Source organism: Fibrobacter sp. UWB5, from assembly GCF_002210295.1.
Taxonomy (GTDB): domain Bacteria; phylum Fibrobacterota; class Fibrobacteria; order Fibrobacterales; family Fibrobacteraceae; genus Fibrobacter.
On record NZ_MWQH01000001.1, the window covers coordinates 197,100 to 221,690 of the forward strand.

General features: G+C 44.4%; 19 protein-coding genes. 1 reads left to right on the forward strand and 18 read right to left on the reverse strand.

All coding sequences use genetic code 11. The features are described 5' to 3' along the window. Positions 1-37 precede the first annotated feature (37 nt). Positions 38-316, reverse strand: coding sequence for a type II toxin-antitoxin system YafQ family toxin (locus tag B7989_RS00945; protein ID WP_173348449.1), 279 nt, complete (start codon positions 314-316; stop codon positions 38-40). Further along, positions 316-588, reverse strand: coding sequence for a type II toxin-antitoxin system RelB/DinJ family antitoxin (locus tag B7989_RS00950; protein ID WP_088626779.1), 273 nt, complete (start codon positions 586-588; stop codon positions 316-318). Before B7989_RS00950 ends, B7989_RS00945 begins: the two co-directional genes overlap by 1 nt. 272 nt (positions 589-860) lie before the next feature. Here B7989_RS00950 and B7989_RS14110 point away from each other — a divergent pair, with 272 nt between their 5' ends. Then, positions 861-1,598, forward strand: coding sequence for an AgmX/PglI C-terminal domain-containing protein (locus B7989_RS14110; protein WP_233144192.1), 738 nt, complete (start codon positions 861-863; stop codon positions 1,596-1,598). A 374-nt stretch (positions 1,599-1,972) separates the two neighbouring features. Here B7989_RS14110 and B7989_RS00960 read toward each other — a convergent pair whose 3' ends face one another. From B7989_RS00960 to nifH, 16 genes are all read right to left on the reverse strand, one after another. After that, complete coding sequence (locus tag B7989_RS00960) at positions 1,973-3,097, reverse strand: Fic family protein (RefSeq protein ID WP_088626780.1); 1,125 nt, start codon at positions 3,095-3,097, stop codon at positions 1,973-1,975. A gap of 59 nt (positions 3,098-3,156) precedes the next feature. Continuing rightward, a complete protein-coding gene (locus B7989_RS00965) occupies positions 3,157-3,867 on the reverse strand; it encodes a hypothetical protein (protein WP_088626781.1) in 711 nt (236 codons plus the stop codon). Further along, positions 3,864-8,177, reverse strand: a complete 4,314-nt coding sequence (locus B7989_RS00970) for an NACHT domain-containing NTPase (RefSeq protein ID WP_144264929.1) — start codon at positions 8,175-8,177, stop codon at positions 3,864-3,866. Before B7989_RS00970 ends, B7989_RS00965 begins: the two co-directional genes overlap by 4 nt. Positions 8,178-8,187: 10 nt before the next feature. Beyond that, on the reverse strand, positions 8,188-9,750 hold the full coding sequence (locus B7989_RS00975; protein ID WP_088626783.1) for a restriction endonuclease subunit S: 1,563 nt from the start codon (positions 9,748-9,750) through the stop codon (positions 8,188-8,190). A gap of 5 nt (positions 9,751-9,755) precedes the next feature. After that, entirely contained in the window at positions 9,756-11,303 is a 1,548-nt protein-coding gene (locus B7989_RS00980; RefSeq protein ID WP_088626784.1) for a class I SAM-dependent DNA methyltransferase, read from the reverse strand. An 18-nt stretch (positions 11,304-11,321) separates the two neighbouring features. Then, a complete protein-coding gene (locus B7989_RS00985; protein ID WP_088626785.1) occupies positions 11,322-12,299 on the reverse strand; it encodes a Fic family protein in 978 nt (325 codons plus the stop codon). 98 nt (positions 12,300-12,397) lie between these two features. Continuing rightward, on the reverse strand, positions 12,398-14,707 hold the full coding sequence (gene hsdR, locus B7989_RS00990; RefSeq protein ID WP_088626786.1) for an EcoAI/FtnUII family type I restriction enzme subunit R: 2,310 nt from the start codon (positions 14,705-14,707) through the stop codon (positions 12,398-12,400). Positions 14,708-14,789: 82 nt separating this feature from the next. Continuing rightward, complete coding sequence (locus B7989_RS00995) at positions 14,790-15,776, reverse strand: guanosine polyphosphate pyrophosphohydrolase (RefSeq protein ID WP_088626787.1); 987 nt, start codon at positions 15,774-15,776, stop codon at positions 14,790-14,792. Positions 15,777-15,892: 116 nt separating this feature from the next. Next, positions 15,893-16,462 carry an HD domain-containing protein gene (locus tag B7989_RS01000; RefSeq protein ID WP_088626788.1) on the reverse strand — a complete coding sequence of 190 codons (570 nt, stop codon included), beginning with the start codon at positions 16,460-16,462 and terminating at the stop codon, positions 15,893-15,895. 47 nt (positions 16,463-16,509) lie between these two features. Next, on the reverse strand, positions 16,510-17,202 hold the full coding sequence (locus B7989_RS01005) for an ABC transporter permease (protein WP_233144193.1): 693 nt from the start codon (positions 17,200-17,202) through the stop codon (positions 16,510-16,512). A 68-nt stretch (positions 17,203-17,270) separates the two neighbouring features. Then, positions 17,271-18,086, reverse strand: a complete 816-nt coding sequence (locus B7989_RS01010) for an ABC transporter ATP-binding protein (protein WP_073056567.1) — start codon at positions 18,084-18,086, stop codon at positions 17,271-17,273. Positions 18,087-18,093: 7 nt separating this feature from the next. Continuing rightward, positions 18,094-19,134 (reverse strand): ABC transporter substrate-binding protein, encoded by a 1,041-nt coding sequence (locus tag B7989_RS01015; RefSeq protein ID WP_088626790.1) that lies wholly within the window; start codon positions 19,132-19,134, stop codon positions 18,094-18,096. Positions 19,135-19,151: 17 nt separating this feature from the next. Beyond that, positions 19,152-20,363 carry a hypothetical protein gene (locus B7989_RS01020; protein WP_088626791.1) on the reverse strand — a complete coding sequence of 404 codons (1,212 nt, stop codon included), beginning with the start codon at positions 20,361-20,363 and terminating at the stop codon, positions 19,152-19,154. Between the two features lie 381 nt (positions 20,364-20,744). Beyond that, entirely contained in the window at positions 20,745-22,091 is a 1,347-nt protein-coding gene (locus B7989_RS01025) for a nitrogenase component 1 (protein ID WP_088626792.1), read from the reverse strand. A gap of 17 nt (positions 22,092-22,108) precedes the next feature. Further along, entirely contained in the window at positions 22,109-23,713 is a 1,605-nt protein-coding gene (locus B7989_RS01030; RefSeq protein WP_072801409.1) for a nitrogenase component 1, read from the reverse strand. Between the two features lie 11 nt (positions 23,714-23,724). Continuing rightward, the gene (gene nifH, locus B7989_RS01035; protein ID WP_072977618.1) at positions 23,725-24,570 is read right to left on the reverse strand and encodes a nitrogenase iron protein; all 846 of its coding nucleotides are present in this window, start codon (positions 24,568-24,570) and stop codon (positions 23,725-23,727) included. Positions 24,571-24,591 lie beyond the last annotated feature (21 nt).

The following is a 24,591-nucleotide window of genomic DNA, read 5'->3' on the forward strand; positions in this document are numbered from 1 at the left end:
CGCTCAATTTTTACTGTGACATTTTACTGTGACATTTCTACTTTCCGAACAGGTCTGCGTGCGTTCCTGTATCCACAAGAGTAAGTGTCAAAACGCCTTTATTCTTCCTATAGCACAGAAGCCAATCGGGGTGAATATGGAGTTCGCGCGTACCGGCGAAAACTCCAGACAACTCGTGGTCCTGATATTTCTCTTCGAGAATTTGATCTGTTCTGAGTTTTTCGACGACGGACTTTAACTCATCTAAAGGCAATCCGCGCTTTTTACAGCGCTTATAGCCTTTCTTGAAACGGCTAGTCCAAATAACTTCGTAAATCATTTGTCCAAGTCCGTCCACATCTCGTCCATATCCGTATAACGCTTGGTCTTCGGGTCGGCCTCGAGCCGTTTCGCCTCTTCGATGGCATCGAGCAGTTCGCCAGAATGTTCCGGGTACTTCACCTCGAAAGGAAGACCGCGATGCAGAACAACCTGCTTCAGGAACATGGAAATCGCCTGCGACATGGAAAGCCCCAGCCCCTCAAGAAGCTTACTGGCCTGGTTGTTCAATTCGGAATCGATGCGGAAATTTTTTGCTACGGTACTCATAGTACCAAATATATGTCTTTTTGATTGTATATGCAAGCATTTGCTTGCAAAACCTTGCATATTTAGTGCGTTTACCATTGTTGTTTTCATATGACCTCATCTGCTTACATGCTGAAAAAGCAAAGTGTTACTGCACAAATGTATAAAATATGTGTGGATTATCAAGAGTTTTTTTGCAATTTTTTTGAATTTTCTCTTTTGGCAATTTTTGACACTCCTTTATGCTTATATTTAACGTGACAGAAAGTCTTTCTTTAATTATAGGGGCCGACATGAGCTTTATGGAAAAAATCGCATTCGGATTACTCGGATTCGTCGCCTTCACGTATGCGGGCGGAGCGGCTTCCGTTGTTGCGCAAAAGAGCAAGACAAAGGGATTCTCGTATTCCTATGAAACGGAAGAAATCTTTATGAATGAATGTACGCAAGGCGCGAACCAAAGAGTATGTCGTTGTGTCTTCGGCAAGATAAAACAACAGTATAGTGAGACCGATTATTGGCGACTTGAGAATGATCTGAGAAGAAATGAGGACCATCCAGAATACATTTCCTACTTGACAGAGTCTGTTGAACAATGCGACGCGGAATACGCTGAAGGGAGTTATGGTGGTAGCGGTGATGGTTTGGTCGGATTGCTTGGCGGTGGCGGCGGAGGAATAGCCACAAAAGCAAAGGGATCCATTAGGACTCCGTCTGAACGCGATATAGAGATAGGTGCAGGAAGTTCCCGTTCCGCAGCAGACATCATGAAGGTTGTGCGTCAGCGAACGCCTGGTTTACGTCATGTCTACAACAAGTTTTTAAAGAAAAAGCCTGGTTTTCAAGGTAAGGTGGCTTTGAAGTTCACAATTGATCCGAGCGGCGTAATAATCAGTATTTCCATCGCTGCTTCCACGACAGGCTACAGCGAATTTGATAACGAGATAAAAAGCGCAGTAAGTCGCTGGAAATTTAGCAAAGTGAATGCGGGTAATACAACTGTGACGATACCGTTTACATTCTCGGAATAGGCTTAATTCAACTACTGCAAATTTTCATATTTGTAGTAGTTTTGTACATCTGTAAAGTTGTTTTCCGCCTTGCCCCACAGACAAAATCTAGTCTTTTTGTGTTTCTTTCAACACCTCTTCCAAGGTGAAGTCCTCCTTGCTGCAAAAGAACGTTTTCTTCCCCAAGTCCTTTAGAGACGCTCCAAAGTGATGTATTTCACGTCCCCCTCCATTTTGCCCGGCAAAGAACCCTGCTCCCCGTGAAGTCGCAATTTGCGACTTCACGAATTCAAGAGGATACTAAATTTTTCGGGAAAACGTTCAAGGCAAAGACCTACATTTAGCCGAATAATTTGTGGACGAAATTTTCGTCCGCAAAAAAAGCAAAAAAATCCCTAATTTACCTTCCAATAGCCGTTTTTGTCGGCTCCAATACGAGTAATCAAATTTTGCTTTTTCAGCAGCAACAAATCTCTTTTGATTGTTTTGTCTGTAACGCCAAATTTTTCGGCAAGTTTTTGGGCCGACAGATGAGAATCCTTGGATAGTGCGATGATAATCTTTTTCTGCCTATCTTTTGGAGATGTTTTTACAGGGACATTTACAGGGACATTTACAGGGACGTTTTTACTACGCTTTTTTGCCACATTTGGTTTCGATTTTTCAATCACAGCTTTGTCCTTGACTTTCTTGTAATCCACATGCAAATAGCGGTTTTTCAGTTCATTGCGTTCGCCCATTAGCAGGTTGCGGAAGAATTTCTCAAGATATTCCGGCTTTTGCTGGATTCCTTTTCGCACATTCTTGTAGTTCGCACGGACAAGGGCATTCCTGAAATACCACGAATTTTTGGCGAAAATGTCGTTCCCGACTTTAAAGCCCATGGAACGCAGATACTTGATGGTAAAAACCGCCGTAGTACGCGTATTGCCCTCACCGAAGGCATGAATCTGCCAGAGACGCGACACGAAAAAAGCCAGATGACGGACAATTTCATTCATGCTTAAATTGCTATAGCTAAATTCACGTTCGCGCTCAAAATCATAATCCAGAGCCATCCGCAATTCAAACGATGCCCCGTACATTACGGAATCTCCGTTCAGTACCCATTCTTTTTTGGAAATATCGTACTTGCGAATTTCTCCAGCATGTTTGAACACCCCCTCGAAAAGCCGCTTGTGAATAGCAATCAAAAAAGAGGGTGAGAAATTGAACGACTTTTCACTCAATATTTGCGCAATGCGGGCAGAAACTTTGTCAGCTTCTTCAGTATCGTCTTTGTCGTCGGAACGCTCCGTCTTCGATTCGTAGTAAGAATCAATGAGCGCCTGCGCCTTGTTCAGGGAAATCTTCCCTTCGATGTTTTTCTTGGCGACTTCGAGCAGATAATCCGAAGGAGTCAGACCATCGACCTGCTGCAAGCCGATAGCCGTGGACCACGCGTAGGACTTTTCCCGCTTGGCGGGCTCGACTTGGCGGATGTATTCTTCAAAATCCAGTTCTGACGGTTTCTTTCGCATTGGGGGCCCTTGTGATTTTAATATACATTTCTTTGCATGCTGAGACAAGTGTTTTGAATTTACCAAAGCCACGGATGTTTAAAGCAATCTTCGGCAATATCTGTTTTTACATCTTCTAAATATTCTGTATAACTAATTTCCCCGCTATCACCGACTTTATTACAGGGTAAAAATAGCGGCTGAGTCCAAAAATGATCGTCAGGTGTTTGCATTCCTATATCCAACATTGGTAAATAGAAATGATTTTTATGGTAAAAAACCTCTATTTCAAATGATTCACCAACACGAATCTTATTCTCAAAGTATGCAACATAATGCAACGTGCGAGATTTCATCAATTCATCGGCTAGATATTTGTCGCATAACCAAAAATGTCGTTTGTCTTGGCATATTAATGATATTGACGAAACATCAGTTTTGCCAACATTTTCTAAGGTGTAGCGAACTGAAATCCATTCATTTTTGTTCAACTCCTCAGTAGAAAAATTTGCGTACACGAAACCGTCTTCTATGGATGGCTTGAACTCAGCTGTTACGGCCTGTAGCCTATTTTCGCGTAAATCTTCCTCCGTATATTTTGAACCTGTTTGAAATTCAATTATTTTAAACTCAGGTCGATTTTCAAAACGTCTTTGGCGTTCTTTTTCTTCTTCTTTTTCGTCCATTCGGCGTTCTTTGCGGCGATCATTAAAATAGTTGAACACACAGGATACAATACCGCCTGCAATGGCACCACAAATGGCGGAAATAATTTCGTTAGAAATACTCATGTTACGGACCTTGAATAAACTTTTTGTTCGACTTCATCCATGAAATCATAAAGCCATTCGACATATTGTCCGGCTTTTATTCTTTGTTTAATTCGCCAATTCAAAAAAAGTTTAAAAAAGATGAAGGTTCTGCGTCCAATATGTTCTTTTATGCCTTTAGTTGCGATTGTGGCGAGTGCGGAACGCCTTTCAGATTCTTTTTTCATTGAATAATCAAGCAGCATCCAATAAGCGATTAAAAGGCAGATGTTCCTTTTTAGAAAACCGAATAGATATGCGTGATTATATCCGAAATGGGAATCACATTTTCCACCATGGAGATATTCTGATATTTTTTGAAGAATCTCTTTTTTTGAGCCCAAACGACGTAAAAATTCTTTCATTTCTTCGTCTTTATATTTTTTGTATTTGGCGATCAGGCTCTTTTTTTGTTTTGCTGTTATATTTTTTAGTGCATATTCAATGATATTCCATAAGCAAGGATTTTCATGTCTCAATCCGTATTTTTCAAATGGGATTTCATCTATTATCTCACTTAAATACTTTTTATCGGCTTTTTGCCAAAATTCTGGTAAGGGCTCGTACCTAAAATCGCTACCAGCATAGGATTTTTCTGGTTTTGCAAGGACTCGCTTCGTTTCTTCCAATATAATATTTGCAATTTCTTGTTCACGACAATCGAGATGCTCTATAAGGTTCGATAGAAGCTGCGTTTTTACATAAAGATTATCCGTCTGAGGATAAATCTCAAGAGCTTTATCAACTATTTCTGAATATTTAAAACTCGCGATATTATGAAGCCAATCAAAAGCAGAATTATAATTGCCCCAAACGAGTTGATTTTTAAGTATAATTGTTTGTGTTGCTAAGAATTTTGTTGGATATGCGACAATCGTCAATAATTTATCTTTATCAACATATTCAGGAATTTTGCCATCAAATATGATTTGCACATATCTGATAAAAGGTGTTACCCAAATAGGACAATTCAACGATATTATTTGTTGAACATCTAGACTTTTCTGCGATGCACAAACCCCTATAGCCATCGTATCAACAATTTTTTGCTTTATATTTTCATTTTTCTTCAAGAAATTTTTCACTTCTTCATCTGAATGCGACCGAACATAACAATCATAAAAACCTATCCAAAAATTATTGTCATCCGAAAAACATCTTTTTACTATGTATCTAGCATTATCAAACCATGCCGCAAACGGGCCATTCTTTTCAAATGGCTGCAAAAATTTCACCACGAAATCTGAAAATACGGGAGTACGCCTACACTTAAAATTTATTTCATAGCGAATATTATGTTCAATATTTTCATATTCTAAATCAAAGAAATGATAATCAGAAATATCATTTGAAGAATTATTTTTGAAGAATTCTTCAATAGCATTAATTTCCTCTATTATTTTTGAGGAATCAAGAAGTAAGATGCTTTCCTGTGACAATTTATCATTATGTTCTTTCTCTAATTTAGCTAGTAATTCGTCTCTCGCCTTATCTTCTTGAATTTTTTTCTCAAACGTCTTTTCATATTCAGATTTAATAGCCTTATATAAAGGACGATTCCCATCAACAGTATTATAAATTTTCATCAATAGCGAGTTGTCATTTCCTGCCGTAACCTTTTCTCGTACTAATTGCAGATTAGTTCTCGCTAAAGTTTCGTCAGAAATATCTAACAGCAATGTAACCAGACTCCAAAAATACCAATCCCTATTCCAAGTCAACGTTCCTATATTTTGCAAAATCTTTTCAAGCAAACACAACTTTAATTGGTCCGGCAAATCTTTCAAACACGGTTCAATTTCATAGAATGGAAATTCTCTTTTTTCATCCATGGCATACGAAATTATTCCATAAACAATTTCAACTTTGCCCATAGATATAATCCGCCCGTTTTTTTGTAAAAAATCAAAAATTATTTTCTTCAGTTCTCCAAATTCGTAATTGGTACTATGAAAATTAATATGAGCGTGGTTTAATTCGTTAATTATATCAACAGCATCATCAGCAGAGAGGTAATTACCATCCTTTAGTGAATATATAAATGAATTAATTTCGCCGTCAGTATGAATGCAGGGGGTCTTGTAATTATCATCTATTTCATCTGGAATTATATCTGCATGTTGATTTTCGTTGCATTGGTGCTTCATGACCTCAATACACAAAGACTTTGCGATTTTCCTTATATAATCATCATCAGAAAAATCATTAAAAACTTCTAACTGAAAATAAAATTCCTCATAGCTTACAAATTTTCCAAAACCTAGAGTATTTGGGAAAAGCTGCTTCAGGAAATCATTCCATTCATTTGAAAACCAACCTTTTGTCCACCCATAAGTTTTATACCAATTTAATATAGCCGACTCAGATAAAAGGCCTCTAGTTTTTTCTTTTGCCAAAGTATCGTTCAGAAATGTTTTTATGATTTCAATAGAAGCATGTTTTAAACGTTCTTGCTGAGATTTTTCCCATATAATTTCGCCCCACAAACCCAACAAGATTATTGCGTTTGTGTATCCAATTAAATTCTGATTTGTTCTATCGCAATGATATTTCTTTACATACCCTATTAGATATTCAAATATTTCCTCTTTACCCTCAGCAGGAATCAACCCGCACATAGCCTTATTCAAAGCGGATATACCAGACAGGCAATTAAAAGAACTTCGCCAGCGCAGATAGTATATAATTTTACCTTTTTCTTCAAATTCCTCAAAAATCTTTTTATAGCAATCAACTCTATTCTGATACGACAGAGTTCGATAATCAGTCAATAAAACATACGCATTAGTTTCTTTACCAAGTTTTTTCTTTAACCGAGATATCAATTTTGTTTTTGAATCGGCAATATTAAAAATTATGCTAACGACATTGACGAATTTAACATTCAATCGACCTGACGATAAAAAGAAGCCATTCTTTATTTTAGATTCATGCTTTAAATAATATAGGGCAAGAAAATATTCAAAGAATAAATTTGAGACAAAACTTATATTTTCAGATTCGCTGAATTTAATAAGCGAAGAATTGATTATAAACCAAAAATTTTCCTGTGTAGAATCCCTTAATTCCTGTTCAGAAAAGACAATTTTCCCATTACAGAAAGTTTTATAGCAAAGATTAGACAAATCCTCAATTATTTTTTCTTTGTTAATTGGAGATTTGTCTTTTTCTCTTGCCGAGATATTATTTGCATAGTCTGATTTTTGTTTATCCTTATCTAAAAGATGAAAAACAGCCTTTTCAAAAAAATCTTTATATCCAGATATATCCTCGTTTATCTCTAAATACTTCCGATAAAAAGGAATTGAAATCACATCAAAAATTGCTGAATTTTGAAATTTTTCAATTAATTTTCTATTTGAAGATTCATATTGATCAAAATCATCTGTTAATTCTATCGATAATTTATTTTGACTTACACTATTAATTTCTGAGTCAAACGATGCTTGACGACCGGAAATAACAAATCGAATATTTGTAAATTGACTTCGAATATTCTTCAAACACTTTACAAGTTCAATAAGAGTTGATCCAGAGATTTCATCAAGTCCATCAAGAAAGAGAATAGTATTCTCTTTTTCCTCAAACTTTTTATAGAAATCCTTTTGAAAATCTCTTAATTCAAAGAAATACACAACCGGAAAGAAATTATAATCATCGTAATTTTTCTTATCAGAGAATACATCTAAAAATCTATTATAGGCGAATTTAACTTCCGTCGATTTGCCAATGCCTCCAATCCCTTGAATAAAAACATCAGGAAACTCTTCCCATTTATGATTTTTTGCCAAAGACAACAAATAATCTGCTAGGCAATGAGTTCCTTTTTCGTCTTTTAAAACAGTATCACCTTGGCTTGCAATAATACGAGAAGAATATATTCTCCCATCAACATCTATATTTTGTTTTCTTAAAACACCTTCATTTTGCTTGGCAAATATATTTTGAAAATAGGTGTTATAAATATCTGAAGAAACAAATCCTTCGTGATTATTTTTCCATTTTTTTAATTCAGAAACTGGGTACTTTTCAGCATTATTATCAACAAGCTTATTACAAGACTCACACAGCAAAAGAAGATTATCAATACTACGCCGTTCATCATCAGTCATATTTGGATCATATCGAGGACCATCAGGACTAGCGGCACATATATGAGCTATTTCACCAATATGATTATTTTCTGTAATTAAAGGTTTTCGACAATTAGGATTTGCACAAACATTTCCCGACAGACCATAAAGCCTTTTTATGGTATTTTGTGATATATTTCGAGCTGGATTATACGCCATATATTTCTACCTACAGCACCTTAAAGATTTCTTCTAACTTGGCGACGATTCGTTTTTGCTCTGCTAAAGGAGGAAGGGGGAATACAATGGAATCCAATTCGTTTTGGACGAGATGTTTAATTGTTTCTCCCTTTATATGCTCATCAAGTAAATTCGTATTTTTATAGAAGAAAAGACAGTGCATAAAAAAGCGAGCATCTATTCCCTTGTAAAATCTCACTCGATGCAAAGCATTTTGGTATAAAGTTTCTTCATCTTTATCCCAAATGGCGGCTCTACCGCATTCTCCGCCTTCACAAATAAGCAAATCTCCCTTTCGAACAGCATACTTTACCTTTTCCTGTTCGTTAAAGGGCATTTCTTTCACAGTATTTAATCGAATTTCATCCCAATAAACATTTATACTGCATAAATACTTTAGTGGTTTGCCTTTATCTTTATGAGGGCTTTTGGTTTTACCTAAGGCTGTTTCCGCGATCATAGAGAAATTACACCATTCCCAAGATTCCGGTATATCAAATAATTTTCCATCTTCATCTATAGGAATTTCTTCAAGAGCGCTTTTCTTTAGCAAGCCTTGTTTAACAAGAACATCTTTTTCTTTTCGGATTTTGGCAAGGAGAACGGAGGCGGGTTCGTCTTTGGGGTTCTGTGGGACGAGTTTGCCTTGGATGGCTTCTTGGAGGATGCTTTTTTTGAGGGCTTCGGGGAGTTCCTTGTTGAGTTTGTTGAGTTGTTCCTGGGCGGCTCCGTATTCTTCTGCTAGCGGGAGAACTTGTTCAAGTTTTGCGACGATTCGTTTTTGTTCGGCTAGGGGCGGAAGGGGCATTAAGTAATTAACTAGTTTCTCTTTGGAAATATTGGGTTGTGCTCCGCCTTCTCCGCGCTTTATTAAATCGGATTTGCTTGCCATCAAAAAGTAAAACAAATACTTGTTAAAATCATAGTGTACAGTACATGCACAACAGGCTTGGTTTGTGGTTAATTCAATTCCTGCTATAGCCAATTTACCAATTGTGGCTCCGTACATAGCAATCAGAATGTCGCCTGGTTTGCACAAGCGTAGAGAGCATTTTTCTAAAGCAAGTTTAGATATTTTTGTTTTTGTCTCTGATACAATTGAATTGTTTAATTCACCTGTTAAAAGCCAAGGAATTTCACCATTTTGATAAAAAGCTGGATTTCCTTTTGCCGGTGTAGCCCCTGCACCCCATGAACCAATATTCCCCATTCTACACCAAGTCCAATTTTCAGGAATTTCAAACGGGATTTCATCTGAAATGTCCTTGGGAGCGGCGGTGCCGACTTGTTCGTACCACACACCGTTTTCACAATAAATGCGAGAAGGCGGGTTCTTGGATTGCTTCGTCGCCTTAGCTCCTCGCAATGACGTTTTTTTAGAACCTTTACTGGATTCTTCGCTACGCTCAGAATGACGAGAGTCGCCGGCGTTTCGAGATGCGGCGATGCGTTCCAATAATTTCTGGGCGGGTTCGTCCTTGGGGTTCTGGGGAACGAGTTTGCCTTGTATTGCCCATTGCAGAATGCTGTTCTTGAGTTGTTTTCCGTCCATCGTCGCTAACTCCTAGTTCCCCGAACGGAGTCGGGGATGACAATGGTGTCAATTCCCAAAAGTTTCTGGATTTCTTCAAGCTTTTTGTCAATCTTGGCATCCAGCGCGGCGCGTTTCTTGTGGTAGTCTTCCAGGAGTTCTGCGGGCGGCAATACTTCCTCTTCTTCTTTGGGGAACTTGCACTGGTCAAAGTTGCAGTCCATTTCCACGAGTTCTTCGGGGGTGAACTTGCGGGACTTTTCGCTCACGACTTCGCCGTCGTCGTTGGTTTCAAGGATTTCTTCGCGGTTGTTCCACCAGTCCATTATGGGCTTGCAGTGTTCCAGGCGCATGGGCTTTGTCTTGCTGAAGTGCTTGTAACCTTCGGGCATGTCGAGGCGGTAGAACCAGGTTTCCTTGGTGCTGAACCCTGTCGGTGCGCCTTTCGCCTTTTCGTTGTCGAAGAACAGGATGTTCGTGGCGATGCTGGTGTATGGGCTAAAGATGCTGCCCGGCAGGCGAATGACGGTGTGCAGGTTGAATTCGCGGAGCAACTTCTGCTTGATGGCGAGTTTTGCGCCGTCGGTGCCGAACAGGAACCCGTCGGGGATAATCACACCCGCACGACCCATCTTTTTAAGGCGATACATGATGAGCACAATGAAAAGGTCGGCGGTTTCGCTGCTCTGCATGCTCGTCGGGAAGTTCAGCTTGGCGTTCATGCCGGTACTGCCGCCATAGGGCGGGTTCATGCCGATGCAATCTACCTTGTCGCTGTCCTTGAATTCCGTCACCTTGCGACCGAGCGAATCCGTATGGGTGATATTCGGTTCTTCGATATCGTGGACGAGCATGTTGGTTATCGAAAGCAGGTACGGGAGCGGTTTCCATTCCTGCCCGACAATGGACGACTGGAATTTCTTTTCGTCGCTCGTGGTCTTTACGGAGGGTTTCAGGTAGTTCAGGCAACTGGTCAAGAAGCCGCCTGTTCCGCTGGTAAAGTCGCCAAAGGTTTCGCCGAGTTTCGGATGCAACTGTTGCACGATAAAGTCGGTCAATGCACGCGGCGTGTAGAATTCGCCCGCATTGCCTGCACTCTGCAAATCTTTCAGGATTCCTTCGTAAATGTCACCGAAGGTGTGGCGGTCATCGGCGTCGCTAAAGTCTACTTCGTCAATGATGTTGATGAGCTTGCGTAGGATGATGCCGTCTTTCATGTACTGGTTCAAATCTTCGAAGACCATCCGCACAATCGCCTTGCCGCGAGGGGTATTCTCGTTTACGGGCAAGTTCTTGAGCGTCGGGAAAAGTTCGTTGTTCACGAACGCGAGCAACGCTTCGCCCGTGAGCGCCTTGCCGTCTTTCTCATCGACAGCCCAGTTGCGCCAGCGCATCTTTTCGGGAATGATGGATTTGTACTTGTCCTTGGTGCATTCCCAGATTTCTTCTTGGGCGTCATAGACCTTCAAAAAGAACATCCACACCATCTGTTCGATTCGCTGGGCGTCGCCGTTGATACCGGCATCGCCGCGCATTTCGTTCTGCAATCTCTTGACCAAGTTATTTACGGACATATTTTACCTATTAAAACTTTATTTGACGAGCCAGCGGCCGGTTTTATCTGAACCCTCGCGGTAAATAACCATCTGTTGCTGCAGTTTCGACATTTCACGTTCGACAGTTCGTTCAGAAACTTTCAATTTTTTCGCAATACTTGCAATTGTAATATCGTCTTTTCGGATCATATCAACAATTTTTTGCTGACGTGTTGAGAGTTTCGTTTCGGTTACTCTTGAAACATCGCCTTCGATAGGAGCATCCTTAAATTTTTTCAATGAATCAAGAATGTTCTGAAGCATGAATACGATAAATGCACTGCATTCGCTCGAAGCAGAGGACTTTGCAATAGCGTCATAATACTTTTGCTGGTTCGCATACACCATATTCTCTATCGGCAGATGTTCAAAGGCCGGGTTCCATTTTCCAAGAATAAGGGATTGCCAAAGCCTACCCATACGGCCGTTGCCGTCACTAAACGGGTGTATAAATTCAAATTCGTAATGGAATACGCAAGAACGAATAAGCAGATGTTCGTTGCTCTTCTTTAGCCATTCAAACAAATCCGCCATGAGCGCCGGAACTCGATTTGGCGGTGGGGCCAAGTGAATGCATTTTTTCCCTTTAAAAACACCCTCATTGCAGTTACGGAAATTTCCTGCATCTAGGGCGATTCCCTGCATCATTACGCCATGAGCTTTTAAAAGGTCTTTAACAGAAAACGCATTCAATTTGGGGTACAGTTCGTATGTCGCCAAGGCGTTCTTGACCTCAAGAATTTCTCGCGCAGGAGCAAGGACTCTTTTGCCGTTAATAATGTCGCTCACCACATCTTCGCTCAAAGAATTCCCTTCAATGGCAAGAGAACTATGAATACTCTTGATTTTATTCGCCTTGCGCAATTTAAGAGAGTCGGCTTGTTCCAAACGGATGACAAAGCGTTCAACCAGCGACGATATTTCCGTCGCTATTTTCAAAATTTCTGAGTTCAGTTTGTATGGCGGCTCGTACATATTTACTCCGACAAATAATATGACAAATACCCCGACAGATACATAGTCATTTACACTGACAAATACCCCGACATTTACACCGACATTCTAAATATATATTATGCGACGTCGTCGGTCAAGTAGAGCTGCTTTTTCAGGTCTATAACTGCGGCCTCGTAGCCTTCGCGGCCGCCAAAAAGCTTCATAATCTTGGGAACGGTGCCAATATGGCTGAACGGGTCGAGTTTCAGGACTTCGTTCTGTTCCATCTGCAAAATGCCGTCATCGGCATATTTTACGAGAAGGGCTTCCAAAACCTCGCGGGCCTTGCCCTCATATTTTGCCAAATAATTACGCTTTTTCACGTTGTTCGCGCGTTCGCTGCGAGTCAGTGGCTTTTGGTCGAAAGCCACATGGCAAATGATGTCGAAAACATCTGCATTTGCAAGATTTGGGTTCGCCTCGCGGATTGCGTCAATCAGAACATCGTATTCCTTGAGTTCTTCAACAACGGCAGCCTTGCGTTCTTCGGCTGTCCAACGCTTGATAAAGTCATCAAGTGTTGCGAATTTGCCGCGGATATTCTTGCGGGTAAAGTCGGTAAAACTTTCGACCACCTGAGTCTTGCCGTCGGCTCCCAGATACGAAACCGTCTCGGCGTCAATCTTCACTTCCACGTGATTGATGTAGTATTTCTTGGGACCAGCGTTATATGGAGGCGGAGGCGGTTCGTGAAATCCTCCGCCATGTCCATGAGGTTCCTCGGGCATTTCGGGCTCGCCATCGAATTCGGGGTCCTTGAACAGTTTTGTCGCATTGCGAAAATCAAGGATTTCGAAATGCCATTTGCCCTTGTCTGTCTTGAGACGAGTGCCGCGGCCTACAATCTGCTTGAACTCCGTCATCGATCCGATTTCCTTGTCAATGACGATAAGCCCGCAGGTTTTGCAATCTACACCAGTGCTCAACATTTCTGATGTTGTCACCACCACCGGATAGGGTTCGTCGGGTTCAATAAAGTTTCCGAGCTGTTTTTTGCCGACAGCATCATCGCCCGTAATGCGCATGACGTAGCGCGGGTCTTCCTTCATCATGTCGGCATTCAAAGTCGCAAGCAGTTGACGCATCGCTTCGGCTTCTTCCACATCGGGACAGAATACAATAGTCTTGGTCATGCGGCCAATCTTGTAAAGCATCTGGGTAATGCGCCTGGCAACAACTTCGCGACGAGTCTTGATGACAAGTTCGCGGCCAAAATCCGGGCGCTGGTAAAGTTGCTCTGGAATCACGTTCCCAAAGAGGTCTATTTCTTGTGCACTTTCAGGCGTCCAGCCGTTCAAATCTACATTCAAGAAACTGTTTGTCACGCGATACGGCGCAAGGAACCCATCTTCAATACCTTGCTTCAACGAGTACGTGAAAATCGGTTCGCCAAAATATTCCAGGTTGTTTGCACCGTTCTTGACCTTGGGTGTTGCCGTCATGCCAATCTGCGTTGCGCCGCTGAAGTATTCCAGAATTTTTCGCCATTCGGAATCTTCTTTTGCCGAGCCACGATGACATTCGTCTACCAGAATCAAATCGAAAAATTCAGGCTTGAACTCTGTAAACGGATCAGGAATCTCATCGTCGTAGGAAACTAGCTGCTGGTATAGCGCCATGTAGATTTCAAAACTGGAATCCAGTTCCTTGCCCTTTATCTTTGTCATGATTTTCTTGAAGGGCTTGAAATCTTGGACCATGGTCTGGTCAATCAAAACATTGCGGTCTGCTAGGTACAGGATTTTCTTTTTGCAGCCGGACTTGTGCAGGCGTTCGATAATCTGGAAAGCCGTATAGGTTTTGCCTGTACCCGTCGCCATCACGAGCAATATTCTCTGTTGGCCTTTCGCCACGGCCTCAATCGTACGGTTGATTGCAATACGCTGGTAATAACGGGGTGCATGCGTTTCCGCGTCCCAGTAGTAAGGCTGGTTGATGACTATTTCTTGTTCTGGGGTGAACTTCTTGTTCGCCCGTACACGCGTGAGGAGCTGTTCTTTTGTGGGGAACTGTTCTAGAGAAAGCTCCGTTTCGACTCCTGTCAAAAAATCGTGTTCTACAAAGCCATCGCCATTGCTGCTATACGCAAACGGCACGTCAAGGATTTGGGCGTAATCCATCGCCTGCTGCAATCCGCCACCCATGGGGTGGTTGTTGTCCTTCGCCTCGACAATGGCTATCGGGTAATTCGGGGCAGAATAAAGCAGATAGTCTGCCTTTTTACCCTGCTTGCGGGCATGCTTGCCGCCCTGAAAAATAACGCGCCCGTCGGTGAAATACTTTTCCATGCGCATATCTTCGGCCGCCCAGCCTACAGCGTTTAACGCCGGCGTTATGTAGCGGTTCTTGATATCTTCTTCGGAAAGTTCTTTCTTGTTTTCGGGCATAAAAAACCTTTAATACAAATATATATCATATTTGCATTAAAAGGTGGCCTTTTGACGCTCCGTAACGATTTTTAAGTTGTTATCAGTCAATCAAGTCGTTTTGGAAGCGGGACAGATGCTCGAACGGTAAAATCTGGCGACCGCGGAAAAGGCCGCAACCGTCGTTTATTAGCTGGTTGTTGATAGCCTTGAACATGTTCACGTCCACATTCGCGAGCTCGATTTCTTGCAATTTTGTCAGGCGTTCGTAAGCCTCGTCAAAATACACGCATTCGCCGCTCGGAATCTCGTCGTGCTTGCTGCGGCGCACCTCTTGCGTTTTCTCGTAGCCAAAATGGTTCGCCTCGCCGATTTCGGCAAAGTCATCCATGTCCTTGGTGCGCAACTGCACCTCGGTAAAGCAGCGGGCCAGATTGTCGTAGAAAATAATATGCAGCGACTGGTAACCCGAGCTCCTTGGGAATGCCACCGAATCGTGGTAATACGGCTGCACTTGTTCATTCAACAATTCCGAATGACCGTCTTCCGTGTACTTCGTGATTTCTGCCGTAAAGCCGCGCTCTTCCAAGAATTCCGGCAGCACGTTCGCGATTTCGTACAGATACTTTTCTTCTACTTCGCGGCGGTTCTCGCCCTTTTTAATGTGACAAACCGGCATCGAAATCACAATGCGGTAAGCAATCAAGTCGCGAAAGTTCAGCTTGCTCTTGATTTCGGCCTCTGTCGGGAACTTCCCGTTTTTTTTGTAGTAGCCGTAAATGTATTCAAGGATGTAACCGTTGAATTTTTCTTCGGCGCGAATCAGCGACTTAATGCGCCCCTTGAAAGTAAAAGCCAAGAACGGGTATTCCCGCGTCATGAACTTGTAGAATTCCTTGATCCGCTGAGACTGCGAAGTCAAAAAGTCATTGTGCTCCAGCAATTCAATAATCTGAATCAGAAAATTCGAATGCGCAAGGTCGATGCTGTTGCGCGTTTCCTTCGCACCGTTCCTGAGGTCGTTAGAATACTGGTGCAAAATTTTCAGCACCGTGTTTCCGGAATACAAGTAGTCGTTCAGCGTAATCATATTAAATCCTGCGCCCCATAGAATGCAAAAAATATGCCAAAGCTCTTTCACAAGATACTTTGGCATTTTTCGTTACAGTTTTTGGAAAACTTTACGGTTTTTGGATAGCGTCGTAATTACGCGGCGCTACCGGCAAGGCCGATTTCGGCGGCGTGTTCGCGCATGCCCTCGATGCAGATGGCGGCGACGTCTTTCACGTCCATGCCGAGCAGGGCGCAGCCTTTCAGAATGTAGTCGCGGTTGCACTTGGCGGCGAATTTCTTGTCCTTGAACTTCTTCATGAAACTTTTCACTTCCAGGTCCAAAATTCCGTTGGGGCGCATCCTTGCGCAGGCCTGGATGATACCGGTGAGTTCGTCGACGGTGAACAGGCTCTTTTCCATGTTGGTCTTGGGTTCCACCTGGTTCACGATTTCAAAACCGTGTGCCAAAATGGCGCGCACGTCTTCTTCGGAGACGCCCTGCGCAAGCAGTTCCTTTTCGGTGTGCTGCAGGTGTTCTTCGGGGAATTCCTGGTAGTCGTAATCATGCAGATAGCCCACGGCCTGCCAGTGTTCAACGTCTTCGCCGAAGTGTTTGGCCATGGCGCCCATGGCGTAGCATACGTTGAGGGAATGGATGACCAGCGATTCTTCAGTTACATGGTCTTTATTGATTTCTTTTGCGCGTTCAAGGGTCAGACTCATTTTAAATCTCCAATTTCCTCCGCTAATATAAATATTTTGAAGAATGACTAATTCGCTTTTGTCCAGAACAGGAGCTTGCGTTTAACAAGTTCAAACAGTTCCATAATCGCAAGCACCACAATGCCTGTCCAAAGGATTCCGGCAACCATGTTGGGGTAATCGGAATAGTCCGCGTAAAATTGCACGAAGTGACCAAGCCCCGTATTTTCGCCGAAAAGTTCAGCCACGGTGAGCATGATGAACGAAAGCCCCATGCCTACGGACAGTCCCGAGAATATTGAGGGAAGGCTTGCCACAAGGGCGATTCTCCACAAGTATTCAAACTTTCCGATTCCGATAATGGCGGCGTTACGCTTGTATTTTTCGGGAATTTCAGCCGCGCCGGCAGCCGTATTCAAGTAGATGGGCCAAAAGGCGGCAATAAAAATGATGAATGTCGAAGACAGGTAGAACGTCGGTAAAATGGCGATAGCGTAAGGAATGTAAACGTTTGGCGGAATGGGGGCTGCAAACCTGGAAATGGGTTTTAGCATATTGGAGACCCACGGAATGGAACCGGAAACGATTCCGATAGAGATTCCGACAATCGAGGCCACCAAGTAGGCGGGCACAAGTTTTAAAAGAGAGGCTCCCGCACTGCGCAAAAGTTCTTCACGTGAATCAAAGAGGGCTTTCACTATCGCCTTGGGAGACGGAAACAAATATTGGCTGTCCCATTCGGGGCCGCAGCTGATCAGCACCCAAATTCCTAACAAGAAGAGAAGAAAAAGGATTCCTGAAAACTTGGATAAGTATTTTGTAAAGGTTCTCATATGCTGGCACCTCCTTGTACAATGTGGCCTAGTTTTTCAAGGATGTCCTTGTGGTAGGCGTCTTCAATGGTTGCAATGGTTTGTTGGACTTTTTCGTTGCGGAACCATTCACCACGATTCTTCTTTACCGGAAAATCAAGCGGGATGTCTGCAATGATGCGCCCTGGTGTCGAACCCAAAACGATAATGCGGCTCCCGAGATAAACGGCTTCGCGAATGTCGTGCGTTACAAATAAAGTTGTAATCGGGCGGTCTTTGACGCCGCGGCAAAGTTCCAGCACCAAATCCTGGAGGCTTGCACGGTTTACGGGATCGAGAGCGCCAAAGGGTTCGTCTAAAAGAAGGGCGTCAGCGCTGACACTTAAGGCACGCGCTATGGCTCCGCGCTGGCGCATTCCGCCCGAAAGTTCAAAGGGATATTTATGAAGACTTCCAGAAAGCCCCACCAAATTCAAGTATTCTTCGGCTAAATTTTTGGCGTAGCTCGTCTTCAGTTTTTTTGTCTTTTTAATAGCGAGCGTTACATTTTGGAGAAGGGTAAGCCAAGGGAAAAGGGTGTAGTCCTGAAAGACTACACTCCTTTCTGCAGAAGGCTTTTCGATTTCTTTTCCTTTCCAGTAGACATGCCCCTCGCTCGGCTTGGTCAGCCCGGCGAGAAGGTTAAGCAAAGTGGTCTTGCCACTACCGCTTTCGCCTAGCAGGCATACGAATTCACCTTGATTGATTTTCAAGTTGATGTCTTTCAGGATGGCTCTGCCATCGTACGAAAAACCGAGATTCGTTGCTTCAAAACCATTTTGCTTTATTGTCATACTATTCTTAGTTCCTGGACTTGAAAATATTTTCTGCCTTGGCGTAGAATTCGGACTTGGGATTTTCCTTGCGAAGTTCTGCGATGGCGGCCTTGTAGAAATCGGTGCGAACGTATTCGGAGACTTTCCTGTCAGATTTGATGAATTCTGCGTCTTTCAAGAAATCCCAGAAGAATTCGACACCCTTCACGTTCGGGTCCGTATCCTGCGTGACGTGTCCGCTGTAGAACGCCTTGTTGACAAGAGCTGTATCGAGCTTGATCCACTTGGCAATAATTTCCACACTCTTCTTGTGGTCATTTTGCACCAGTTCTTCAGCTTCGATCAGCGATTTGACCAGACGCTTGTAAACATCGTCGCGGCCTTCGATTTTGCGGAGCGAAGCGATCAGGCGGCAGCAAATATGGCCGGGATTGATGTCCTTACTGCGAAGCACCACAGAAAGGCCTGCTTCTTCGGCGCGGAGGTCGTGCGGGCCCCAAGTGACGCCGGCGAATACGCTACCGTTCTTGACGGCTTCGATCACTGCAGGCGGGTTCTTGAGTTCCACGATGGTGACGTCCTTGCGCCAGTCAACGCCTTCTTTCTTGAGGCCTCCGCGGACAATGGCGTCAGCAGTGCCCAAGCGGATGGTGGCAATTTTCTTGCCCTTGAGGTCACTCAGCTTTTTGACGGAGGCTGCGTTTTCTTTGCGGGTAATCACGGCCTGGTCACCACCCATGATGCCACCAATCACGCGGATGTCGGCGCCCTGCGAAATGTGAATAAGTGGAGCGAGCGAACCGAATGCACCTGCATCGAGTTTACCTGCGCGGACAGCGGCAATGCCGTCGCCAGAATTCGAAAATTCTACGAGCGTTACGTCAAGACCGTTTTTCTCGAAAATACCAGCATCTTTTGCGATGAAGAATTTTCCTTGACCTGTAGAAGACAGGTAACCGATGGAAATCTTGTCTGCGGCGATTGCAGAAGTAGCGCAGGCGAGGCTAAAGAGGATTGAGAAAGCAATTCGATTGCGGATTTTATTGAAAATTTGTTTCTGATTCATTATTCAAGTCTCCTTCGTTAGAAGCCATAAGTTGCAGAAAGTTGATAGCGGTTCAAGTCGGCTTCTTTCACGGTGCCGGCGGTCAGGTAATCGGTTTGAACGTGCAAGTATTCAAATCCGAGCGAGAATGCATCGGTCAGGCTGTAGGTGGTGTTTGCGAAAACGGAAATGTTCTGTTCGCGGCCGCCCACGGTTTCGATGTCATCGCGGTCCAGCTTGTCAATACCTGCGCCAGCGTTAATTGCCAGTTTTTGGATCAGTTTAGCCTGCAAAGCGAACCAACCACCGTAAGCCTTGATGCTCTTGATGCTTTCGGGATCTTCGGTGTTGGCGACAAATCCACGACCGATACCGGCAGCGTATGTATCCAGGTTTTCACCGACGAATCCTTCGCCAAGGAAGGTGATTGCGCCTGTGATGGGGAGAGTCAAGTCGACGTTAGCAGACCAGGTGGGAATATCCTTGGTTTTGCCGGTTGCGTCCAAGTCGATTTCTTCTTGTCCGTAATGGCCCGAAACGCCCAAACCAGCCTTCTTGTTATCTACCCACAGCGGAAGCGCAATGCCGATGCGGCCCTGGAAAGTAGGAATGTCGGCGTCGGTACCGGTTTCCGAGGCAGAGGAGGAGTTGTAAGGCTGATTTTCGCCAATGGTGCGGACAACAGCGGCGGCAATATCCACGGAGCCTTCGCCAACGGGGATTTTCTCGGTGAGTCTCAGCTGAGCTCTACGAAGGCCTGCGTCGCCGGAGTTGTTGAGAACGCCTGCGTTAAGCGTCGGGGTTACCAACGGAGAAATCACGTCCCAAGTTTGACCGCCCAAAATAGAGAAGCCAGTCTTGCCGAAAGAAATTTCACCGTAGCCGTGGCGGAGACGCGGGTTAGGATTGTTGGCTGAGCCACCACCGTAAAAGTCTACTTCGACTTTACCGTTGGCCTTGAAATAAGTCGTGTCGCTACCGCTCGAAAGATTGAAACCGATTCGAGTCAGATTCGGAGTCAAGTGCCAGCCACCATCGTTTTCGTTGGTGAGGTCAGAAGCGGCAACAAAGTTGGCGAAGTTACCGTTGTTGCTCTTGGAATCTTCGTAGGCGGCGTTGAGAGAGGCAAAACCGTAGAGTGTTGCGGTTACGCCGGTTTTTGTGGTGACCGAAATCGGTTCGGCGGCGAAAGAGGTGATTGCAGATAAAAGGATAATCTTGGCAGCAATATTTTTCGAATTGATATTCATTTATAAATCTCCTGATTGAAAATTTTTATGAGTTGAGCAACCATGCAAAAAACTTTTTTGCACGACTTGATTAAATTTTGTTTGGTGGGGTTGAATGCTTACTGGCGAATGCCTTGAGCAAAATTATAAAGTCTACACATATAGGTATCCTCGTTCTGATTTGTTTGCTCTTCGGAACATGACGTTCTCGAATTTTTGTACGACAAAAGTAGAAATAAAAATGAGTTTGTAAAATACTTTTTCTTTATAGCTTAATATAGGGTTAGGCTTGAACAGATGTCGTGACAAAAAGTGACTTTGAAGATTTTAAGAAAATGCCGCCTGAATAATCAAGCGACATTTATTTGGAGAGTAAAAAGAATTGTTTAATTTGTCTTGAAATTATTTGCCACCGACAGAAGTGCTATAAATCTTTTCGAGCAAATTAAGCGCACCCTTGTAACCAACGAAGCTGCGATTAATAATCAACGTTTCGCTGGACGGCGGAGTAATTTCAAAAAGCAGTGCATTCTTTTCGTTGGCAATATTGATTTCCCACGAAGAGGCAAGAATCAAAGGCTTTCCAGAAGAGAAATTCACTTCCTTAATGGACTTTTCAATCAGGTAGCCATCTTCTTCAAATTCCACGTCGACATCGACACCTTCGCTAATGTTGTGGAAGGCATTTTCGATACCTTTGCGGAATTTTTCTGGCGGATCGTCACTGATAATTGCCTTCCGCGGAATAAGGCCGATTTGGTCCACGAGGAACTTGGTGTAGGCAAGCGTGTAGGCGGAATCTGCGGTAATGGCAAATTCGCTGGGCATACCGAACCAGTATTCGGCGAAGAATTCAGAGAAGTGTTCCAGATAGTAGTAATAGATTCTGTTTTCTTCCTTGATGAACTTTTCGCTCTGTTTCTTGTCAATTCCGGCAAATTCGACAACTTTACGGATAAATTCGCTTGTCGCTTCGGCGCCGAGCGGAATTTCAGGAATGTGCAGGAACGGCTGACCGTATTTTTCCTGGAGGTGTTCTGCGTTTCGAACGCCCACCCACGGAGAAATAACCAAGTTGAACTGAGCCTTCGGAATGCGCAACCAATCCTTAACACCTTCGTTTTCGGGTCCGAAGGGAACATTGACTTCAAAACCGGCACCACGGAGAATACGGGCAATTTCCTGATAGTCTCCACGCCAGTTCTGGTTGTAGTAAGGAGTTTCAAACCAAAGATTGACAAGACCTTTTTTGCGTTTACCCTTGTAATCACCCACGAACTGGTCGATAATGGCATTCACGACTTCTTCGTGACCGAAAAGGTTGTTGCCCTTGAAACCGGCGGTATCGACAGACACAATCGGGTAGCCCAAATCGCGGTAATTGCGCACCAACGTGGAAACGTCATCACCGATAAGACCGCCCACGCAACCGGTAAGTACAACGTAGAGGTCGCCATTGAACACCTTGAGCGTCGATTTAATCAACTGATCCAAAGTCTTGATGCCGCCAAAAACGATGTCGTTTTCGGTAGAGTTTGCACTCGGCATGTTACCGGCACCGGCGTAAATGCTACCCTGGAAACCGTTTTCAAACGTGAGGAATGCGGTTTGCTTAAGCTGGCAACCCGGAGAGCAGTTGGCAATAGGAACAGCGCCCTTAATAGCGACAACAGTGTGAGATGCACCAACTGCGCAAGCGTATCGGGGGTCCGAAATGGAATTACTCTTTTTTCTTTTAATTGTAGCCATTGTTAAAAATCCCCTTGTTATGCGCTGGTCGAATTGGATTCTGTACCAATTTTCAGTTTGAGATTTCTCGGTTCCGGCAAATCTTCAAGTGCTTCCGGATGGTGTGTCAGGTAGAACGGATCGTCCTGAGCAAGCCACCAGTCAGAATACGGAAGTTTTACGTTGCGTTTAAGCACTTGGTTAAACTTGGTACGTGCAATCACGCCCTTGAGCATTTCGCCGATACGGAGAATGCCCTGATAGCCCACCGGAATATGTTCGTCGCCCATGGTGAGGGTCGGGAATCCGAGGTGGCCCGCGACAGAGGCGAGACCCGGATGGCGAATGAGCAAGAAGTCTGTCTTGGCGCGCTTCAGAAGCTGCGGAAGCTGGAAGGCGCGAGTCTTACTGACGGTATAGTGCGGAATGTCGCCGTAGGTTTCGACCAGTTCCTTCAAGGTATCCTGATGTTCGCCACCGCCGTCGTAAACGGGGTCGTGGTGGAACACGAGTGCAGCGTCGTGGCCGATTCCCAGTTCCGAAAGCACGCTGATAAGGCCGTGTGCGTATGCAGAACCCGTCATCACGATGCCGTTCTTGCCCTTGAAAAATTCGCGGAGTTCGGCAAGCTTCGGGGCAATGCGCTTGTGTTCGCTTTCAATGTATTCTTCGGCTTCTTTTTCTTTGCCGACAACCTTTGCGATAGCGCGGAGCCATGCATCGGTACCCTTGATGCCGTAAGGCTGCGGAGCGTCAATCTGCGGAACGCCGAAAGATTCTTCAAGTGCTGTTGCCATGTAGCCGCCCAACGTATCGCAGAAGGTTGCGGTAGCGACTGCTTCGGAGGCCTGGCGAATTTCTTCGAAAGAGGCGGTATCCAAAAGGTAGTTTACGCGCAGTCCAAGCGGAGCAAGCATTTCGGAGAAATAGTCCGAACCCCAAAGGGCAACAATGTTGATCAAGTCATTCTGTTTCTTGGTCGGGTGGCGTTCCACAATCTGGCGAAGCACACCATGGAATGCGACGTCAAAACCCGTAGACCAGTGCTTGGAACGGAAACCTTCGCAATGCAGCGGAATAATAGGCACGCCAACTTCCGGTTCCATTTCTTCGGCAATAGAATCGATGTCTTCGCCAATAATAGCGGTAGCGCAAGCCATACCGATGAAAATCGCCTTGGGGTTAAAGCGTTCCTTTGCGTCAAGGATAGTCTGGCGGAGCTTTTCAGAAGCGCCGAAAACCATGTCCTTTTCTTTCAGGTTCGTGCTGATGTTCAGCGTGTTCTGCAGGGGCTTTCCACGACGGCGAAGTCCGTTATGCATCGAGAGGTTAAACTTGGAGTTTTCGCCGCTGCAACCAATAGGAGAATGGTCAATCAGGGCGCAGTCCGTAAGGTTTCCCACCTGGCACTGCACAATTGCATTAGAGCACATGGTCTCTTGGTTCAGCGGGGAATTCAATTCGCAAAGTTTGCAGCCCGAGCCCTTGCCCGCGCAGCCGCCATGCTTTTTCGCGCTGCGTTCGTCATAGGCCGATTCCTTGATCAGGTCGCTTGCCTTGCCGTCCCAGCCGATAATTGTACCCAGTCGATATTCGCGGTTTTCGACTGAGGTCATGTTCAAATTAATATTAGTCTTGGCCATGAACCCTCACATTAAATCTGGTAGTCTTTTTCCATCATGCCGTAATCGATGAGAATCTGTTCCAAACGGTCCTGCGTCATCGGGGTCGGAATGGTAAAGAGTTCGTTTTCGTCGATATTCTTGGCGAGTTCACGATAGACGTTTGCCTGGCTGGACTTAGGTTCGAATTCAATCACGGTCTTCTTGCGGATTTCGGCCTGCTGCACAATGTTGTTGCGCGGCACGAACTGAATGAGCTGCGTGTTGAGTTCCTTGGTGAATGCACGGAGCAGGTCAAGTTCGTTATCCACATTACGGCTATTACAGATGATACCGCCCAAGCGCACTTCGCCGTGCTGGGCATACTTGGCGATACCCTTACAAATATTGTTTGCCGCATAAAGGGCCATCATTTCGCCGGAAGCCACGATGTAAATTTCCTTGGCCTTACCTTCACGAATCGGCATGGCGAAACCGCCGCACACCACGTCGCCCAACACATCGTAGAAAACGTAATCAAGGTCTTCGGTGTAGGCACCGAGCTGTTCGAGCATGCTAATCGAGGTAATAATGCCACGGCCTGCGCAACCCACGCCCGGTTCCGGGCCACCGGATTCTACGCAACGCACACCCTTGAAGCCGACCTTTTCAAGGTCAGAAAGCTGAATTTCAGTTTTGTTGTCACGAATGGTATCGAGCACTGTTTTCTGGTGAAGGCCGCCGAGCAAAAGGCGGGTGGAGTCTGCTTTGGGGTCGCAACCGACCACAAGAACGTGTTTCCCCTGTTCTACAAGGCCTGCGGTCAAGTTTTGAGTCGTGGTGGACTTACCGATGCCACCTTTTCCGTAAATAGCGATTTGACGTAATTTCTTAGACATGTTATCGTGTCTCCTTGATGT

Coding starts and splice junctions, on each gene's coding strand:
- B7989_RS00965 (WP_088626781.1), bottom strand. CDS start 3,867: ATGAGTATTTCTAACGAAATTATTTCCGCCATTTGTGGTGCCATTGCA.
- B7989_RS01010 (WP_073056567.1), bottom strand. CDS start 18,086: ATGACAATAAAGCAAAATGGTTTTGAAGCAACGAATCTCGGTTTTTCG.
- B7989_RS01000 (WP_088626788.1), bottom strand. CDS start 16,462: ATGAGTCTGACCCTTGAACGCGCAAAAGAAATCAATAAAGACCATGTA.
- B7989_RS01030 (WP_072801409.1), bottom strand. CDS start 23,713: ATGGCCAAGACTAATATTAATTTGAACATGACCTCAGTCGAAAACCGC.
- B7989_RS00980 (WP_088626784.1), bottom strand. CDS start 11,303: ATGTCCGTAAATAACTTGGTCAAGAGATTGCAGAACGAAATGCGCGGC.
- B7989_RS00995 (WP_088626787.1), bottom strand. CDS start 15,776: ATGATTACGCTGAACGACTACTTGTATTCCGGAAACACGGTGCTGAAA.
- B7989_RS00960 (WP_088626780.1), bottom strand. CDS start 3,097: ATGCGAAAGAAACCGTCAGAACTGGATTTTGAAGAATACATCCGCCAA.
- B7989_RS00970 (WP_144264929.1), bottom strand. CDS start 8,177: ATGGCGTATAATCCAGCTCGAAATATATCACAAAATACCATAAAAAGG.
- B7989_RS00975 (WP_088626783.1), bottom strand. CDS start 9,750: ATGGACGGAAAACAACTCAAGAACAGCATTCTGCAATGGGCAATACAA.
- B7989_RS01020 (WP_088626791.1), bottom strand. CDS start 20,363: ATGAATATCAATTCGAAAAATATTGCTGCCAAGATTATCCTTTTATCT.
- hsdR (WP_088626786.1), bottom strand. CDS start 14,707: ATGCCCGAAAACAAGAAAGAACTTTCCGAAGAAGATATCAAGAACCGC.
- B7989_RS00985 (WP_088626785.1), bottom strand. CDS start 12,299: ATGTACGAGCCGCCATACAAACTGAACTCAGAAATTTTGAAAATAGCG.
- B7989_RS01015 (WP_088626790.1), bottom strand. CDS start 19,134: ATGAATCAGAAACAAATTTTCAATAAAATCCGCAATCGAATTGCTTTC.
- B7989_RS00950 (WP_088626779.1), bottom strand. CDS start 588: ATGAGTACCGTAGCAAAAAATTTCCGCATCGATTCCGAATTGAACAAC.
- B7989_RS01025 (WP_088626792.1), bottom strand. CDS start 22,091: ATGGCTACAATTAAAAGAAAAAAGAGTAATTCCATTTCGGACCCCCGA.
- nifH (WP_072977618.1), bottom strand. CDS start 24,570: ATGTCTAAGAAATTACGTCAAATCGCTATTTACGGAAAAGGTGGCATC.
- B7989_RS14110 (WP_233144192.1), top strand. CDS start 861: ATGAGCTTTATGGAAAAAATCGCATTCGGATTACTCGGATTCGTCGCC.